Source organism: Myxococcus sp. CA051A (genome assembly GCF_013336705.1).
In the GTDB taxonomy this organism is placed as follows: Bacteria; Myxococcota; Myxococcia; order Myxococcales; family Myxococcaceae; genus Myxococcus; species Myxococcus llanfairpwllgwyngyllgogerychwyrndrobwllllantysiliogogogochensis.
Genome location: NZ_JABUMS010000001.1, coordinates 580,263 through 595,787 on the forward strand (window position 1 = coordinate 580,263; position 15,525 = coordinate 595,787).

General features: G+C 68.4%; 14 protein-coding genes and 1 pseudogene. 12 read left to right on the forward strand and 3 right to left on the reverse strand.

Features of this window, described 5'->3' with window-relative positions; translation table 11 throughout:
• The 6 genes and pseudogenes from HUA74_RS02340 to HUA74_RS02365 form a co-directional block, all read left to right on the forward strand.
• Positions 1-198: pseudogene (locus HUA74_RS02340) on the forward strand (hypothetical protein); the annotation flags it as partial.
• Positions 199-366: 168 nt separating this feature from the next.
• Complete coding sequence (locus HUA74_RS02345; RefSeq protein WP_174453238.1) at positions 367-1,791, forward strand: hypothetical protein; 1,425 nt, start codon at positions 367-369, stop codon at positions 1,789-1,791.
• A gap of 151 nt (positions 1,792-1,942) precedes the next feature.
• A complete protein-coding gene (locus tag HUA74_RS02350; protein ID WP_174453239.1) occupies positions 1,943-2,410 on the forward strand; it encodes an ATP-dependent DNA helicase in 468 nt (155 codons plus the stop codon).
• An 82-nt stretch (positions 2,411-2,492) separates the two neighbouring features.
• Positions 2,493-3,812: a DUF418 domain-containing protein gene (locus HUA74_RS02355; RefSeq protein WP_141646911.1), complete on the forward strand. Its 1,320-nt coding sequence runs from the start codon at positions 2,493-2,495 to the stop codon at positions 3,810-3,812.
• A gap of 274 nt (positions 3,813-4,086) precedes the next feature.
• On the forward strand, positions 4,087-5,652 hold the full coding sequence (locus HUA74_RS02360) for a hypothetical protein (protein WP_174453240.1): 1,566 nt from the start codon (positions 4,087-4,089) through the stop codon (positions 5,650-5,652).
• A gap of 38 nt (positions 5,653-5,690) precedes the next feature.
• Complete coding sequence (locus tag HUA74_RS02365) at positions 5,691-6,650, forward strand: hypothetical protein (RefSeq protein ID WP_174453241.1); 960 nt, start codon at positions 5,691-5,693, stop codon at positions 6,648-6,650.
• A gap of 81 nt (positions 6,651-6,731) precedes the next feature.
• Here the strand turns inward: HUA74_RS02365 and HUA74_RS02370 are convergent, their stop codons facing one another.
• A complete protein-coding gene (locus HUA74_RS02370) occupies positions 6,732-7,358 on the reverse strand; it encodes a LysE family translocator (protein WP_174453242.1) in 627 nt (208 codons plus the stop codon).
• 289 nt (positions 7,359-7,647) lie between these two features.
• Between HUA74_RS02370 and HUA74_RS02375 the strand changes: the two genes are divergently transcribed.
• Entirely contained in the window at positions 7,648-8,049 is a 402-nt protein-coding gene (locus HUA74_RS02375; RefSeq protein ID WP_141641014.1) for a GFA family protein, read from the forward strand.
• Positions 8,050-8,077: 28 nt separating this feature from the next.
• Positions 8,078-8,869 carry a trans-aconitate 2-methyltransferase gene (locus HUA74_RS02380; RefSeq protein WP_174453243.1) on the forward strand — a complete coding sequence of 264 codons (792 nt, stop codon included), beginning with the start codon at positions 8,078-8,080 and terminating at the stop codon, positions 8,867-8,869.
• Here HUA74_RS02380 and HUA74_RS02385 read toward each other — a convergent pair.
• Positions 8,852-9,421, reverse strand: coding sequence for a nuclear transport factor 2 family protein (locus tag HUA74_RS02385; RefSeq protein WP_174453244.1), 570 nt, complete (start codon positions 9,419-9,421; stop codon positions 8,852-8,854). The two genes, HUA74_RS02380 and HUA74_RS02385, sit on opposite strands and share 18 nt — an antisense overlap.
• Positions 9,422-9,576: 155 nt before the next feature.
• On the opposite strand from HUA74_RS02385, the gene HUA74_RS02390 reads away from it, so the two are divergent.
• The 4 genes from HUA74_RS02390 (at position 9,577) to HUA74_RS02405 (ending at position 14,534) form a co-directional block, all read left to right on the forward strand.
• Entirely contained in the window at positions 9,577-10,518 is a 942-nt protein-coding gene (locus tag HUA74_RS02390; protein ID WP_174453245.1) for a LysR family transcriptional regulator, read from the forward strand.
• A gap of 120 nt (positions 10,519-10,638) precedes the next feature.
• Entirely contained in the window at positions 10,639-12,375 is a 1,737-nt protein-coding gene (locus HUA74_RS02395; protein WP_254624867.1) for a M28 family metallopeptidase, read from the forward strand.
• A gap of 101 nt (positions 12,376-12,476) precedes the next feature.
• A complete protein-coding gene (locus HUA74_RS02400; RefSeq protein ID WP_174453246.1) occupies positions 12,477-13,037 on the forward strand; it encodes a gamma-glutamylcyclotransferase in 561 nt (186 codons plus the stop codon).
• Positions 13,038-13,157: 120 nt separating this feature from the next.
• The gene (locus HUA74_RS02405) at positions 13,158-14,534 is read left to right on the forward strand and encodes a DNA/RNA non-specific endonuclease (protein WP_174453247.1); all 1,377 of its coding nucleotides are present in this window, start codon (positions 13,158-13,160) and stop codon (positions 14,532-14,534) included.
• A 56-nt stretch (positions 14,535-14,590) separates the two neighbouring features.
• Here the strand turns inward: HUA74_RS02405 and HUA74_RS02410 are convergent, their stop codons facing one another.
• Positions 14,591-15,490, reverse strand: a complete 900-nt coding sequence (locus tag HUA74_RS02410) for a glycosyl hydrolase (RefSeq protein WP_174453248.1) — start codon at positions 15,488-15,490, stop codon at positions 14,591-14,593.
• Positions 15,491-15,525 lie beyond the last annotated feature (35 nt).

Sequence of the window (15,525 nt, forward strand, 5' to 3'; positions counted from 1 at the left end):
CTGGCCGTCGTGGGCTGGCGGCGGCGCGCGCGAGACGGCGGGTTGATGTTCTGCGTGGCCGCGTCCGGTGTCACCTACGCGCTGGCGTATTTCCCCGTCAGCGTGAGCGCCGAGTTCCGGTTCTACTACTGGACGGTCATCGCCACGTTCGCCGCCGGAGCCCTGTGGCTGGCCCAGCCTCCGTCGCGCCAGACGTGACGGCGTGTGTGGGCTTCGGGACGTCTTCCCAGGGAGACCCGGACTCACAGTGTCGAGCCGTGCGCGGTGAGCCTGGCAGGCGCTCCCGCTCGGGCACGACGCGCTTGGATTTACCAGCCTGGCCTGACAGGTTCCTCGCGTACTTTTTCACGATGAGGGCGCGTCACCATGGGGATGGAAGTTCGGCCAGTGTCGGAGTCGGAGCAGGCGGCGCCTGTTTCAACTGAGCCTCATTCCCAGGTCGAGGAGGTCGCTTCCGGCAACGCGCCCGTCGGGCGGCGTCTGCTCGAGGCGTTGGGGCACTGGCATGTCCGGCTGTTCCTGACGCTCATCTGGGGCGTGCTGTTGTTCGTGGGTTTCCAGCCCGGACTGATGTCGAGCGACTCGCTCAACATGTTGTGGCAAGGGCGGATGGGGGAGTACTCGGACTGGCATTCGCCCTTCGTCTCCTTTCTGCTGGGCAAGGCCTTCCTGCTGACGGGTTCGACGTGGCCGGTGCTGGCCCTCCAGCTCCTGGGGCTTGCGCTGGGACCCGTCGCATTGCTCGGGGGCGTCGCGGGACGACGCGGGCTGGCCGCGCTCATGCTGCTGGCCGTGTACTGGGTCATTCCCAGCACCTGGGCGGTGGGGGTGACGCTCTGGAAGGACGTGTTCAACGCGGTGGCCCTACTGTGGGCAGTGGTGCTGCTCGCCCGCGGGCGACCGGGCTGGGCCTTCGCGTGCCTCATCGCCGCGACGTTGACGCGGCACAACGCCATCACCGCCAGCATGATGCTGGTGCCCATGGTGGTGGCGCGCGTGCCCATGCTGATGAAGGACCGGGTCCGACCTGTCATCGCCGGCGTGTTGCTCCTCGCGGTGCTGGCGGGTGCACCGGGCTTCGTCGAGCGCGCCGCGAGCGTGCAGAAGACCTGGATTGGCGGCGCGCTCCTGGTGTTCGACGTGGCGGGTGTCTATGCGCGCGAGCCTGCGGCGATGGAGGGCTCACCCCTCGTGGCGCGATGGAAGTGGGATGCTGCGAAGCTGGGCTACTTCTATGAGGCGCGCTCGGTGTCGCCGATGCTGTGGGGAGACCCTGAGCGGGGCGCCCTCACTCCAGGGGAGGTCCTCGCGGCGAAGGAACCCCTGACGCGGGAGTGGCTCCGCCTCGTGCGCAACTACCCGGGAGCCTATCTGCGGCATCGGTGGGAGTCGTATATCTCGACCCTCGGCCTGGTAGGCTTCTCCGACAATTACTACTGGGAGCGCGGGAGCTACCACCGCCTCATCGATCCGAATGACCTGGGCCTGAAGCTGCGAACGCACACCGCGGTCCACCTGGGCCTGGTGGCCATGCGAGAGGCCTGGCCTGATGTCGTCGCGCGTGGAGCGCTGTGGCTGGTGCTGACGGCGGCACTGGCCGTCGTGGGCTGGCGGCGGCGCGCGCGAGACGGCGGGTTGATGTTCTGCGTGGCCGCGTCCGGTGTCACCTACGCGCTGGCGTATTTCCCCGTCAGCGTGAGCGCCGAGTTCCGGTTCTACTACTGGACGGTCATCGCCACGTTCGCCGCCGGGGCCTTGTGGCTGGCCCAGCCTCCGTCGCGCCAGACGTGACGGCGTGTGTGGGGCTTCGGGACGTCTTCCCAGGGAGACCCGGACTGGCAGTGTCGCGCCGTGCGGGGGCCGTGGGCTCGACTGAATAGGCGGGAGGAGGCCCCGTCAGACTGTACAGAACGCGGCGCAACCCGCTGCGAAGGAGGTCGTCATGTACAGCAAGCTGATGCGCGTCCTGGTGGTGTGCTCCCTCACGGTGGCTTCTCCTGTCCTCGCGCAGTCGGTGCATGGTGCCTCCCCTGTCACGACCCCGGGCGTCACCGAGTGGGTTCGCGACCAGCGCCTGGATTCGCGTTCGAACTCGGAGCGTGCGCGGCTGGAGCGCGACCGGGCGGAGCGGGAGCGGCAGGTGCGGCTGGAGCGCGACCGGGCGGAGCGGGAGCGTCAGGCGCGGCTGGAGCGCGAGCGGGTGCAGCGCGAGCGTGAGCGGCAGGCCCGGGTGGAGCGTGAGCGCATCGAACGTGAGCGGGCTCGAATCGAGCGCGAGCGTCTGGTTCGGCTGGAGCGTGAGCGGGCGGAGCGCGAGCGTCAGGCGCGGGTGGAGCGGGAGCGTCGTGAGCGGGCGGAGTGCGCGCGCTACGGGCATGCGCGCTGCGGCGCATACTCCCGGCATGGTTAGGTGGCACCGCGTCATGAAGGCCGGGGGTTGAAGTCACTCGCCCTCGGTTGACGCACGGAAGGAGCAGGCGTCTGCTTGCCCCATGTCAGACCCTGCTTCTTCCGCGCCAGTGCAACTCGCCGATGCCCGCCCGGTGGACACCTCCGAGCGGGTGACGCTGCTGGATGCGCTGCGCGGGTTCGCCCTGTGCGGCGTCTTCGTTTCCAACAGCGTCTCCTGGTTCAGCGGTCGGGTGATGATGCCCCGAGAGCAGGCGCAGGCCCTGGCGGCGCCGCTCCTCGAGACGGTGACCACGGGCCTCTACCAGTTCTTCGTGAACCAGAAGTTCGTGACGCTGTTCTCGTTCCTCTTCGGGCTGGGCTTCAGCATCCAGCTCGCCCGAGCCGAGGCGCGAGGCTCCTCGATTGTCCGGCTCTATGCGCGACGCCTGCTGGTGTTGCTCGCGATAGGGCTGACGCACCAGTACGCCATCTGGTGCGGAGACATCCTCCACACCTACGCGATGGTGGGCTTCGCGCTGCTGTTGTTTCGGAACCGCTCCAACACGACGGTGCTCATCTGGGCCGTGGCGTTGATGGCGGTGGTGCCGCTGTTGATTCCGGCCCTGGAGCGCTTCGTCCCCATCTGGCTGCACGGCGCGGAGGCGGCGGGCGAGGCGGCGAAGGCGGCGCGGGCCTTGGAGACGGCGTCGCGAACGCGGCTGTTGGAGGCGCTCTCCAGTGACTCGTTCTGGACGGCGCTCGTGGGCACCGCCCGCTTCAACAACGAGTCCTACCTTCGCATCAACAGGCTCGTCTGGATGAGCCTCATCCTGGGGCGGTTCCTCTTCGGACTGCTCGCGGGACGCCTCTTGTTGCTCCAGGACCTGGACGGCAATCGCCGCCTGCACCACCGGCTGTTGTTCTGGGGGTTGTTCCTGGGCGTGATTGGCAATGGGTTGGGGTTGCTCGTCTGGCGGCTGCGCGCGATGGGAATGGGCGACTTCGTGAGCCGCGACTGGATGATGGTGCTGACGGTGGTCCAGGAGCTGGGCTGCTTGACGCTGGCCGCGGCCTACGTCGCCCTGTTCGCGCTGCTGTCCCGCCGTGGCTGGGTTCAGCGCGTCTTCAACGTGCTGATGCCCGTGGGCCGGATGGCGCTCTCGAACTACCTGCTGCAGTCGGTGGTGAGCGTCTGGGTCTACAACGGCTGGGGTCTGGGGCTCATCGGAAAGCTGCCACCTTCACGGAGCATCCTGCTGGCACTGGGCATCTTCGCGGTGCAGATTGTCCTCAGCCACCTCTGGCTGGCCCGCTTCCGCTTCGGTCCGGCTGAGTGGCTGTGGCGCTCGCTCACCTATGGCCGGGCCCAGCCCATGCGACTGCCCGCGGGGCACGGCGAGGTGGGGGCGGCGCCTTCTTGAGCGGACCGGGTGGGACTCGGGCATTCGGGGCGGGTGGAGACATGCTGCTATCGTGTCGGGGCCACCCGTCCTCCCGTCGCCACAGCCAGGCCCGCTCCATGAGAGACGCTCACCCGCGACGCTGCCGGAGCCCGTGACACATCTCATCGTCCCGGCGGCAGGGGGGCTTCTGGTGGGGCGGTTACGGAGAGGTGCGGTGGAGGGCGTGGTGACGCGAGGCGCTTTCCTGGCGCGTCCGGGAGTTCCCGGCGTGCCCTGACGTGGAGGTCGTGCCATGACGCTGCGAACGCGAGACGTGGTGCTGCTGCTGTCTGTCGTGGGGCTCGTTGCGTGTGGAGGCTCGGTGGAGGGGCCTTCCTCGCCTCCGCCCGAATCGCCGGGAGTCATTGAGGCCGCCGTCGTGCCACCCTGCACGGGGACCAATGCGTGGGCCACGATGGGGCATGACGCACGTCGCTCCTTCACCTCGGATGGTTGTGCGTGGCATCCCTTGCGCAAGCTCTGGGAGTTCGCGCCCACCGCGGGGACGGGGCGCTCCGTGCAAGGCGTGGAGCGGGCGGTGGCGGACACCGACGGCGTCTACCTGGCATGGAACTCCAATCCCAACTACGTCGGCTCTGGTGGCAGCCCCGCCCTGGAGAAAATCGCCCCAGCAACGGGCGTCAGCGTGTGGAGCGTCGACCGGCAGCTCAATGACAACCGGGGACATTGGCCCTCCTTCTTCGCGTATGAAAAGCTTGTCGGCGGCGGTGTCTATGAGGCACGCGACGGCGTCGTCCGCAACGACGACGGTATCCGGACCTGGAGCAAGCAGTTCGGCGCGAACTACTATTCCGGTGGCACCACGCCGTACGCGGAACAGGAGCAGGCGAACAACGACAGTTGGGGCCAGTCGCTGTCGGACGGCACGCGCCTGTGGGTCTACAACCAGCTCCACTACCACGGCCCCAAGCTGGGCCTGCGCTCGCTGGACAAGCGTGGCAACCTGCTGCTCGAGCTGAACACCTACGGTTACTACGGCGGCACGCGCGTCTTTCCGCAGCACCAGTGGGACACAGCGGAAGACCGCCTGGGCTCCATCGCCACCGACAACGGCTTCATCTACCTGGCCGCCATCTACAACTTCCAGTGCTCCACGAACTGCGACGTGAACGAGCCCCGTCCCTTCGCCTCGGGCCTGTTCGGCTGGGACCTGGCCACGGGGACGCCTCGCTGGCCTCGAGTCGCGCTGGAGCCCGCCAGCAACATCAGCGTGTCGGGCAATCGCATCTACCTGCTGGAGCGCGATCTGGGCACTGGCACGGTGACGTTCAACATCCGCAACGCGGGCTACAACGGCGCGAGTCTCTTCCGGTCCCCGCCGTTTCCCAGCTCGCAAGTCACCGGCTATCAGGCGCCCGTGCTGGTGGCGGGCCGGGCCATCGTCGCCGCGCAGGAGAGCTCCGGTCCCAACGCCGGCACCGTGCTCTATTCCTTCGATGCCCTCTCCGGTGGCACGCCGCTGACGGCGACTCTTCCGGGCGTCTACGATGTCATCGTTCCCTACTACGGACGTGACCTCCTGGATTTTTCCACGACGCCCTTCGCGGGCAAGCGCAGCACCTCCATCGCCGCGGCCTCGGGGACGAAGGATGCGTCCGGTGTGAGCATCCCCACGCTCGTCATCACCTCGCGTATGGGTTTGCACGTCGTCGCCGTCTCGACGCTCTCCTCGCTGTGGAGCGCCACCAAGCTGGCCCTGGTGGGGACGTCGGATGGCGGCTCGCTCAGGGACCCTGTCATCGTGAAGGACCGGGTCTATGTGGTGGACCGGAACAAGGTATACGCCCTGGGGCTGTAGCCGAGGCGATGTCGCCCGGACGGATGAGAGGAAGCACGATGCGACGGTGGGTGTTGCTGGTGTTCTGTGTCTCCACGCGCGTGTGGGCGCAGGACTATCGGGCTTGCAAGGAGCTGTTCGTGTCCCCGCTGGCTGCGAAGGTCGGGACGACGAACTCCAGTGGCGCGTCCTGGGACGAGGGCTCCGCGCCGGACCCGGAGCTGTCGGCGATGGCCGTCGACGTCGAGGGGGCTTCGCCCACCGTCATCGGTCCGAAGCAGGAGGACGCCGGCACCCTGCTGTGGAACAGCCTCTTCCTGGAAGAGACGCGTTCGGGAGCGTGGCTGCCCGTGGGAGTGGGCGGCTCGCTGAGCCTGCTGCTCACCGACTCGGACGAGGGCATGTCGGACTTCATCGGGGCCTTCACCGTCACGGTGCCGGAGTCGCTCGCGAGCGCGGGCATGGCGTTCCTCACGGTGCCCTCCAGTGGCGCGCAGCAGGTGCCGCTCGCGCTGCGCATCTCCGCCTCCGATGGCAAGCGGCCGTGCGCGGGGCTGGAGAAGGCGGGGCCGGCCCGCTACGAGCTGCCCACGCCTTCGTTCACCGCGCGGGTGGACTCGGCCCTGTTGGAGAAGCTTCGCGGGGCCCAGCGCTGCAAGGCCGGGAGCACCCAGGCCGAGTGCAAGGCGGAGAGCTATGAGGTGCTCTACACGCAGGAGCTGCTCAAGGACACCTGGGTGACGCTGGTATCCGGAGGGCCGTTCGACGGCAACCCGGGCAAGGTCTTCGCCGTGGCGCTGGGCATCGAGCCCGCGCGTCGACAGGTGGCGCACGTGGGGCGCTGTGACGCGGTGAAGAAGGCGCCCTCGCTGGGTGACGCGCTGGTCTGCCAGCTGGGCACCAAGGGAACGGTCATCTCCGTGGAGAAGGGCAAGGCCCGGACGCGGCCCGCCACCGCTCGGGAGCTGGAGGCGGTGAAGGACGACGCCCCAGCGCCCGCGCCTGCTCCCGCGCAGTGATGTCGTCGAGGTGAGCGCCGAACACGACGGCCGGAGCGAGTGGCTCCGGTCGTCAACGCTCCGTCAGGGTTCAGACAGGCTTCAGGCTTGTGGCCGCATCGTGGCGAGCACCGCGCCGATGCCGATGAGCGCGATGCCTGACAGTCGCTCGCGCCAGACCAGGGCACGTGGTGAGCTGGAAACCCGTCCGCCCGCGACACCCAGCCAGGCGTAGACGGCGAGCACGGGCACCTCCACCACGATGCAGGAGATTCCGTACACGGCGAACTGCAAGCCCGCCCGTGGGCCCGGGTGGATGAACTGCGGAAGCAGCGAGCCGAAGAACAGGATGGACTTGGGGTTGGCGAGTTGTTTTGCGAACCCCTGCACGAAGGCCCCGCGCCACAGGGGTGGCTTCGGACGCTGCTCCAGCGTGAGAGCGTACTTCGCGGCGAGCAGCGTCCTCACGCCGAGGTAGACGAGGTATGCCGCGCCCGCATAGCGGATGCCGTAGAAGGCGAAGGAGGAGGCGGCCAGCGCCGCGCCCAGGCCGGCGACGGAGATGAGGAAGTACACGGCATTGCCCGCCTGAATGCCCAGCGCGGCGCTCATTCCCGTGCGAAAGCCTCGCGACATCGCTTGGGAGACCACCAGCAACACGGCGGGGCCCGGGGTGATGGCGAAGAGGGTCATGGTCAGCGTGAAGGTGGCCCAGAGGGTGAGGTCCATGGAGTGGCCGCGTGACCGGAAGACGCTCCGGCCCGGACGAGGCCACCCTACGGACGGGACGGTGTCACGGCAAATGACGCGTGCGTGACGCCCGAAGGGCGGGCTCCACGGTGACACAGGGCCGGCATGCCACCGTTCTTGAAGCGGCGTCGGAATGACGACGTTTCACGGAGTGTCATCCACGGATGACCTGAATCGCCGCGGCGAAATCCCGGCGTTGAATCAAGCCGCACTCATGGTCTGCTCCGGCTTCGGATGAGGCCTGGGCTCGTCATGAGGAGCGTCACACGTGAAGAAGACGTACGTTGGGAGCTGTCACTGTGGGGCGGTCCGTTATGAAGCGGACGTCGACCTGAGCCAGGGCACCTACAAGTGCAACTGTTCCATCTGCACCAAGGCGCGGCTGTGGCACGCCATCATCGGGCCGGAGGACTTCCGTCTCCTGGCCGGTGAGTCCTCGCTCTCCGAGTACCAGTTCCACACCAAGCAGCTCCATCACCTGTTCTGCAAGCACTGCGGCGTTCATTCCTTCGGCTGGGGTGACGACGCGGACCTGGGGAAGTTCTACACCATCAAGGTCAACTGCCTCGACGACGTGGACCTCGACGAGCTGCTGCGCTCCCCCATCACCTACGTCAACAAACGGGACAACGACTTCAAGAAGCCGCCGGCCGAGGTCCGTCACCTCTGAACCTGCTGGCTCGAACGGAACGCTGCGCATGAAGCTCTATGACGAACTGGCGGAGTGGTGGCCCCTGGTCTCTCCTCCGAGCGACTACGAAGAGGAGGCGTCCGAGTACCGCCGCTTGCTTCATGCCGGCGCGACGGGCCCCTTGGTGACGGTGCTGGAGCTGGGCAGTGGTGGTGGCAACAACGCCAGCTTCCTCAAGCGCGACTTCCGGCTCACGCTGGTGGAGCCCTCGGAGGGCATGCGCAAGCACAGCCGCGAGCTCAATCCCGAGTGCGAACATCTGCCCGGTGACATGCGGACCGTGCGCCTGGGCCGCGAGTTCGACGCCGTGTTCATCCACGACGCCGTCGAATACATGACGACGGAGACGGACCTGCGCTCGGCGCTGGAGACGGCGGCGATGCACCTGCGCCCAGGTGGAGTCGTCCTGGTGGCGCCGGATGCGACGCAGGAGAGCTTCGTGCCGGGCTCGAGCACGGAAGGGGGCGACGAGCCCGAGGCTCCGGGCCGGGGCTCGCGCTCCCTGCGCTACCTCATGTGGACGCTGCCGCCGAAGCCGGGGAGCAACACTTCGGAGACCCACTTCGCGATGTTGCTGAAGGAGCGTGACGGCAGCGTCCGCTCCGTCCACGACGTGCACCTGAATGGCCTCTTTTCGAGGGCGACGTGGCTGCGCCTCTTCGACGAAGTGGGGCTCGACGCCCGCCTGGAGACGCGCACCCTGGAGGGCGCGCCGTACGACACCTTCGTCGCCGTGAAGCGGCGCGAGCCGCGCGATGCCTCGTCCTCGCCCGGAGTTGGCTCACGGCGCGGGACGTGAGGACGGGGGCATGAAGACCTCTTCGTCGTAGCGAAGCCGGAAGGTACGCCGAGAGAACTTCCAGTGTCCGTCCTGCTTCACGAACTGGTCGGAGTAGGTGCCGACAATCCTCCGGTCCAGCCCGGTTTGTTTGAAGCGCAGGACTTCGTCCAGGGTGGACCTCGCGGTGGCTCGCTCCGGGCTCTCGACGTGGACGACGATGGGGGTCACGCTCTGGACCCGCAGGTCGATTCTCTCGGCATTGGCGGCCATGCCCTTTCGGATGGCGTCGCGTCCCTCGAAGGTCCAACCCAGCGGTGGGGGCGCGAGGACCTCCCACACCGCGTCCTTCGCGAACATCTCCTCCGTCGCGGCCCAGTCCTGGTGATTCGCCGCGTCCGCGAAGCGCTCGATGAGCGAGCGCAGGGCGAGGTGGTCGATGGGGTACTCCTCGACATTCGAGACGCCCGCGGTGGCGATGCGCGAGGACATGGCCGAGCCCTCGTGGGTGCTCGCGCAGCCGAGCAGGGTGAGCAACGACGCCGCGAGCGGCGCGAGTTTGTGCGTGTGCATGGAGAGTGTCCTCGGGTCGGTGCGAAAGCCCCGGGGTGGAGCGCGAGGGTGACCCGGACCTCGCGATATCGGGGCAGGCACGGCGGAATATGTGAGGGGGCATCGATTCGGTCGAACGCGTTGTTCCCGTCAGATTGTTAAGGCAGGCTGAATCGATGCCGAGCCCGCTCGTCGAGACCCGACATCTGCTCCTGCTCTCTGCGCTCGAAGAGGTGGGCAGCCTCAACGCGGCCGCACGCAAGCTGCACCTGTCCCCATCGGCGCTCAGCCAGCAGCTCCGGGAGCTGGAGGACCGGCTCGGAGGCGCGCTGTTTCATCGGCAGTGGAGGCGCCTGGTCCTGACGGCGGCGGGCCAGCGGCTCACGGAGGCCGCGCGCTCCGTGCTGGGGGAACTCACGCGCGCCGAGGCCGAGACGCGCGAACTCCTGCGCGGCGCGAGTGGCACGCTGCGAGTGGCGACGGTGTGTCTCCAGTCCTATCGCTGGCTTCCGGAGCTACTGAAGTCCTTCTCGCGGGACTGGCCCGGGACGGAAGTCACTGTGGTGACGGAGGCGGGGGTGGCGCCCGCCGAGTGGTTGCTCGCGCGCAAGCTCGATGTTGCGCTCGTGGCGGGGGAGGTCCGAAAGAGCCCCCGCATCCGCATGGAGCCGCTGTTCCGGGACGAACTCGTCGCGCTGGTGGGACGGGAGCACCCCTGGGCTTCCTCGCGTCAGCGGCAGATCGACGTGCGGACCTTCGCGGACCAGCACCTGTGGCTCGATGAGGGCGCGCTCCGAGCCGATGCACCCCTGGGGAGAGCGCTCGCGAAGGCGGGGGGCCTCTCGCCTCGCAAGGTGACGCTCATCCCGATGACGGGGGGCCTCCCTGTCGAGATGGTGCGTGCGAACCTGGGGGTCACCGTGCTGCCTCGGTGGGCCGTGGCGCCCCAACTGGACGATGGCGGCTTGCGGGCCTTCCGTATCGGCCCGCGTGGGCTCTGGCTGGACTGGGCCGTGGCCACCCGGGAGGGAGAAACGGAGCCCGCGCTCACCGCTTTCGTGGCGGCCCTGCGCGCGCACCACCCGGGGCCTCGGGGCCGGCAGATCCACCGGCGGTGATACATGGCTGAGACAAGTCACTGAAATCACGAGAAAGTGAAACCTTCTCGCAACACGGAACTCCCTCGTGGCGATAATCCCGAAGCGCGCCGTTCACGCTCTCCATCGGGATCCCCCACCATGGCCTCCAAGATCAGCGACCCGCCTCGTCCACTCCCTACCGCGACGACGCGAACCCCGGCCGCGAAGGCTCCCCAGCCCTCGGAGACGAACAAGGTCAAGACGCCCGACCTGAAGTGGAACAAGGACTGCTTCGAGCCGGGCAACGCCCAGCCGCTGCCGCTCCCCAAGCCCCCGGTGTCGCTGCCCCTGCCGCTGCCCAAGCCTCCGTCGCAGCTGCCGACGGACCCGAAGCCGCTGCCGCTGCCCCAGTTGCCGACGGACCCGAAGCCGCTGCCGACGGACCCGAAGCCGCTGCCGCTGCCCCAGTTGCCGACGGACCCGAAGCCGCTGCCGACGGACCCGAAGCCGCTGCCGCTGCCCCAGTTGCCGACGGACCCGAAGCCGCTGCCCACGGATCCGCAGCTGCCTACTGACCCGAAGCCGCTGCCCACGGATCCGCAGCTGCCTACTGACCCGAAGCCTCTGCCGACGGATCCGCAGCTGCCGACGGACCCGAAGCCTTTGCCGACGGATCCGAAGCCCCTGCCGCTTCCCGAGCCCGGCCCCGTGGAGCCCGCGCCCGAGCCGAAGCCCGAGCCCTCCATCACCGACTCGGACCCGATGACGCACATCGCGTACCTCGCCTCGGACGAGCTCCAGGGCCGTGACAGCCCGTCGGCGGGACTCGACGCGGCCTCCGCGTACGTTCAGGCGCACGTCGAGAAGTACGGCCTCGTCGGCCCCAACTCGAACAACGCGGAGAACCCTTTCCAGCAGAAGTTCGACGTGTTCTCCTTCGTCGGCAAGCCGGAGACGTCGGCGACGGGTGACGCCCGGGAGCACGACCACGCGGCGCACAAGGAGTTCGGCCACCAGCTCTTCCAGGAGGGGTTCTACCTGGAGGACGGGATGCCCCGCGAGACGCTGGAGATGCTCAACAAGAAGTACGAGAGCACGATGAAGGCGGAGGGGCAGCCGCTCGCGCCTGCTCGCAGCGGAGACCTGCGCAGCGTCGAGGAGCTGCGCGCGCTGGCCACGGCGTCTGGCCAGGCGGTGAACACGATGGCGCTACTGCCCGGCACCGGGCCGCACAAGGACGAGGTCATCGTGGTGATGGCCCACCTGGACCACGTGGGCACGGACCGTCGCGGCAACGTCCACAACGGCGCGGACGACAACGCGTCTGGCAGCGCGGTGCTGATGGCGGCGGTGCCGGAGCTGGCCGAGGCGCAGAAGCGCGGCGAACTGGACCGCTCCATCCTCTTCATCTGGACGGGCGCCGAGGAGAAGGGGCTGGTCGGCTCGCAGTACTTCGTCGACCACCCGATTCCGGGGCTGAGCACGGAGCAGATCTCCGGCGTCGTCAACGTGGACATGGTGGGTCGCTGGGATGACCAGCGCCTGTCCGTCGTGGACACCGACCGCAGGGGCCAGGCGAACTACTTCCGCGACGTGGTGGACCAGGCCAACGCGCAGCTCGCGGACCCGTTCGACCGCATCAACCGCGACATCAACGTGTACCGGGACCGCCAGGACGGCGCCGTCTTCGGCCGCAAGGGCGAGGACGTCCTCTTCCTCTTCGAGGGCCTGTCCAATCCCAAGGGCGGCGGCGACCTCATCCCCGAGTACCATGAGCCCGAGGACGACATCGACCTCATCCTCCGCGACAACGGCGGCGAGAAGCCGCGCCGGGTCAAGGACCTGATGGTCAACGTCATCGAGCTGGCCGCCAACCGCACCACCGCCAAGGAGTAGCGCCCGCTCGGGCGTGAAGGCGCCGGCCTCGAAGTCCTCGGGGCCCGGCGCACACTCCAGGGGGCTTGTCCCCAGGCCATCACCCGCCGAGACTCGAAGCCATGTCCGCAGGTACTCCTCCGCCGCGTCCGTGGTTCGCCTTCTCCGTCGACCTGTCCCCCGCGACGGCGCGTGAGCGCCTTCCAGGTCTCCCCTCCGCGCCCGCGTTGCCTGATGGCGAGCCGGCCGAGGCGCTGGACGTGGACGTCGTCTACGACGTGCCCTCGCTGGCCTGGGGCGGCAAGGTGGCCCGGCTGGTGGACGCCCCGGGCAAGACACTCCCCGGGCTGCTGCGGCGCGTTTCGCCGGAGACGTGGGACGCCGTGAGCCGCCTGGAGTCGGTGCTCGCCGAGGCCACCGCGTCACGGCCCGTCAAGGTGCGCACCGCCACTGGCGCCGTGCTCTCCGCCCACGCCTTCACCGCTCCGGCCCGAAGCGGCCCTCCCGCCACGGGCCCCATCAGCGAGGCCTTCCTCGTCACCGTGGCCCTGGCCGCCGAGCGCACCGGCCTCCCCGCCGACTACGTGGAGCGCCTCCAGGCCGAGGCCCACATCGTGGGAACGATCCAACAGGCGAAGGCGGACGCACGCTCCGTCCCAGGCCCGTCCGCGAAGAAGCCGTGATCGCAACTTTCTGGAAAAAAGGCGGGGCGATGACGCAACCCGGTGTCGCCTCCGACCGACCATAGCTCTACCAGGGCCTCACTCCGTTCCTCCCCTGGGCGGCCCAAGGATGCCTTCCGCATGACGACGCTGCGACCCACTGCTCGTGCCAGCACCCCGTCCCCCGCCACGGTCGCCACGGCGGACGCCGCGCCCACCAACGTCGTGGCGCCGAAGGGGGGCAGCTGGAACCGCTCCACCGCTCGCGAGGTCCCCATCGCCGAACTCCAGGCGAAGTTCGGCTGGACCGAGCAGAGCTGGGAGACCGGGCTGCTGAAGGCGGCGGATGCGGCGGGTACCAAGACGCGCGGTGGCAACGGCCAGGTGTCCGCAGCGGAAATCCAGGCCTACCTCTCCGCGCCCACGGACGGCAAATACCTCACCTCCACGGCGCTCCAGGCGGGTCGCTCCGCGGTGGAGGCGAAGGTCGCCAAGGGCGGCGGCACGCCCGTGGACGTCGACGCTTTCGACACCAAATGGCAGGACGGGCTCGCCAAGCGCGCCGACCTCCTGGGTGGCAACAGCGATGGCAAGGTCAGCCAGGATGAGCTGGCGGCCTACATCCAGAAGTCCAAGGCCAACCATGTGGACGGCACGCGGTGGGTGCCGGACCAGCAGATGGCCGTCATCCAGAGCCGCGTCGCCGAGTCCGCCGGAGAGGTAGACCCGCTGCGTCCCACGGGCGGCGAGGGCAAGGGGATGGAGCTGGTGAAGCAGTACTCGCGACTGACGCTGGATGAGGGGAAGAACCTCCCCACCTTCGTGAGCTACATGCTGTCCGCCGCCGACATCAAGGAGACGCCCGCCGAGGTGAACCGCACGAAGAGCTCCTTCGTGAGGGACCCGCTGCTGGGCGCCAACGGCGTCTCGGACTCCGACTACGACCACACGGGCTTCGACCGTGGGCACATGAAGCCCGCCGATGACTCTCCCAACCAGGAGGCGATGAACGAGAGTCACCAGATGACCAACATCGCCCCCCAGTACGGCAACCACAATCAGCAGGTGTGGAAGACGCTGGAGCAGGCCGTGACGGGGCTGGTGAAGGAGACCGGTGGCAAGGCGCACATCATGACCGGCAACCTGTTCCTGGACGCGGACGGCAAGCCGCTGCCTCAGGAGTCGGTGCAGACGACGGGCGCCAAGGACCGCAAGATTGGTGTGCCCACGCACAACTTCAAGACGGTGCTGCTGGAGCTGCCCAACGGCAACGTGACGATGTTCGCGTACATGGTGCCCAACGTGAAGGACGGGCCCTCGAAGAAGGACGCCATCATCCCGCTGCTGGAGTCCTCGCGCGTGCCGGTGGACCAGCTCGAGAAGCTGCTGGGTCAGGACCTGTACGCGCAGCTTCCCAAGAGCGTGCAGGCGAAGCTGGAGAAGGACACGTCGGCCCCTGGCGCCTTCCAGCTCCAGGGCAGCAAGTACGAGTCCGCCACGCTGCTCACGAAGCGGTAGTCCCTCCCGAGCACCGGGCCCTCTCTCACGGGCCCAGTGGCGCGCTGTCTCCGCCCTCAGGGCGCGGGCAGTGAGATGTAGTGCCTGCCCAGCTCGTTCAGGACGCCGGGCGCGCCCAGGAGGCTCGCGAAGCACGGGTCATTGGTCCACCGTCCGGTGAACCACGCGTAGCGGAACACGTCCGCCCGGCGCTCGCAGACGGCCACCATCTCCGTCATCTGCGCCTTCGCCTTGGCGACCGAGTCAATCTGCGCGCCATCCTGTTGCTGGTGGCAGTTGGCGAACTCGGTGACCCAGAACGGTTTGCCGTACTTCGTGAGCCGGTTGAGCTGGCCGTCGAGTCCGTAGTCGTACCAGTGGAACGCCAGGTAATCGATGCGGGGCTCACGGTTGGCGTTCTCCGCGCGGTAGGCGGCGTAGAACGCATCCAGCCAGACCACCGGGTCCGAGTACCCCGACATCGTTCCCCAGTTCATCGCCGGGCCCACCAGCTTCACGCCCGTGTTGGCGGCGACGCTCTCGTACCGGGGCCACAGCCGCGCGGCGGCCTGCGGCGACATGTTCGCCTGATCCGTCAGGTTGGGCTCGTTGAGCAGCAGCAGGTATTCGATGTGGGGATTGTCCCGGAGCATCGTCTCGGTGCGCGCGGCGTCGAATTCGCCGTTCCAGAGCATCGGGATGAAGTCCATGCCGTAGCGGGTGCGGAAGTCCGTGGGCACGTTGGTATGGGGACGGGGGCTCCAGTTGTACCACCAGCTCACGCCCGGAGAGACGGCCGCCAGGTCCTCGGGCGTCGCCAGGTCGAAGGCGATGCCGCGCTTGGCGCTCTTGATGAGCGGAGGCGTCTGGGTGCCCGCATCGTCCGTGGAAGGGCGGCCGGGTTTGATGGGGTCCGCCGGGTCGCAACCCAGGAGCAGGAACAACGCGATGTAGGATGGCGCGAGCCAGCGTCTCATGTGCCGTCACCTCCGCCCGCGAGGGCGCGTGGAGA

What these genes read in the sequence shown, in the direction of transcription:
- HUA74_RS02370 (WP_174453242.1), bottom strand. Translation starts at nt 7,358, where the DNA reads ATGGACCTCACCCTCTGGGCCACCTTCACGCTGACCATGACCCTCTTC.
- HUA74_RS02365 (WP_174453241.1), top strand. Translation starts at nt 5,691, where the DNA reads ATGCGACGGTGGGTGTTGCTGGTGTTCTGTGTCTCCACGCGCGTGTGG.
- HUA74_RS02385 (WP_174453244.1), bottom strand. Translation starts at nt 9,421, where the DNA reads ATGCACACGCACAAACTCGCGCCGCTCGCGGCGTCGTTGCTCACCCTG.
- HUA74_RS02380 (WP_174453243.1), top strand. Translation starts at nt 8,078, where the DNA reads ATGAAGCTCTATGACGAACTGGCGGAGTGGTGGCCCCTGGTCTCTCCT.
- HUA74_RS02395 (WP_254624867.1), top strand. Translation starts at nt 10,639, where the DNA reads ATGGCCTCCAAGATCAGCGACCCGCCTCGTCCACTCCCTACCGCGACG.
- HUA74_RS02355 (WP_141646911.1), top strand. Translation starts at nt 2,493, where the DNA reads ATGTCAGACCCTGCTTCTTCCGCGCCAGTGCAACTCGCCGATGCCCGC.
- HUA74_RS02390 (WP_174453245.1), top strand. Translation starts at nt 9,577, where the DNA reads ATGCCGAGCCCGCTCGTCGAGACCCGACATCTGCTCCTGCTCTCTGCG.
- HUA74_RS02350 (WP_174453239.1), top strand. Translation starts at nt 1,943, where the DNA reads ATGTACAGCAAGCTGATGCGCGTCCTGGTGGTGTGCTCCCTCACGGTG.
- HUA74_RS02360 (WP_174453240.1), top strand. Translation starts at nt 4,087, where the DNA reads ATGACGCTGCGAACGCGAGACGTGGTGCTGCTGCTGTCTGTCGTGGGG.
- HUA74_RS02345 (WP_174453238.1), top strand. Translation starts at nt 367, where the DNA reads ATGGGGATGGAAGTTCGGCCAGTGTCGGAGTCGGAGCAGGCGGCGCCT.
- HUA74_RS02400 (WP_174453246.1), top strand. Translation starts at nt 12,477, where the DNA reads ATGTCCGCAGGTACTCCTCCGCCGCGTCCGTGGTTCGCCTTCTCCGTC.
- HUA74_RS02405 (WP_174453247.1), top strand. Translation starts at nt 13,158, where the DNA reads ATGACGACGCTGCGACCCACTGCTCGTGCCAGCACCCCGTCCCCCGCC.
- HUA74_RS02410 (WP_174453248.1), bottom strand. Translation starts at nt 15,490, where the DNA reads ATGAGACGCTGGCTCGCGCCATCCTACATCGCGTTGTTCCTGCTCCTG.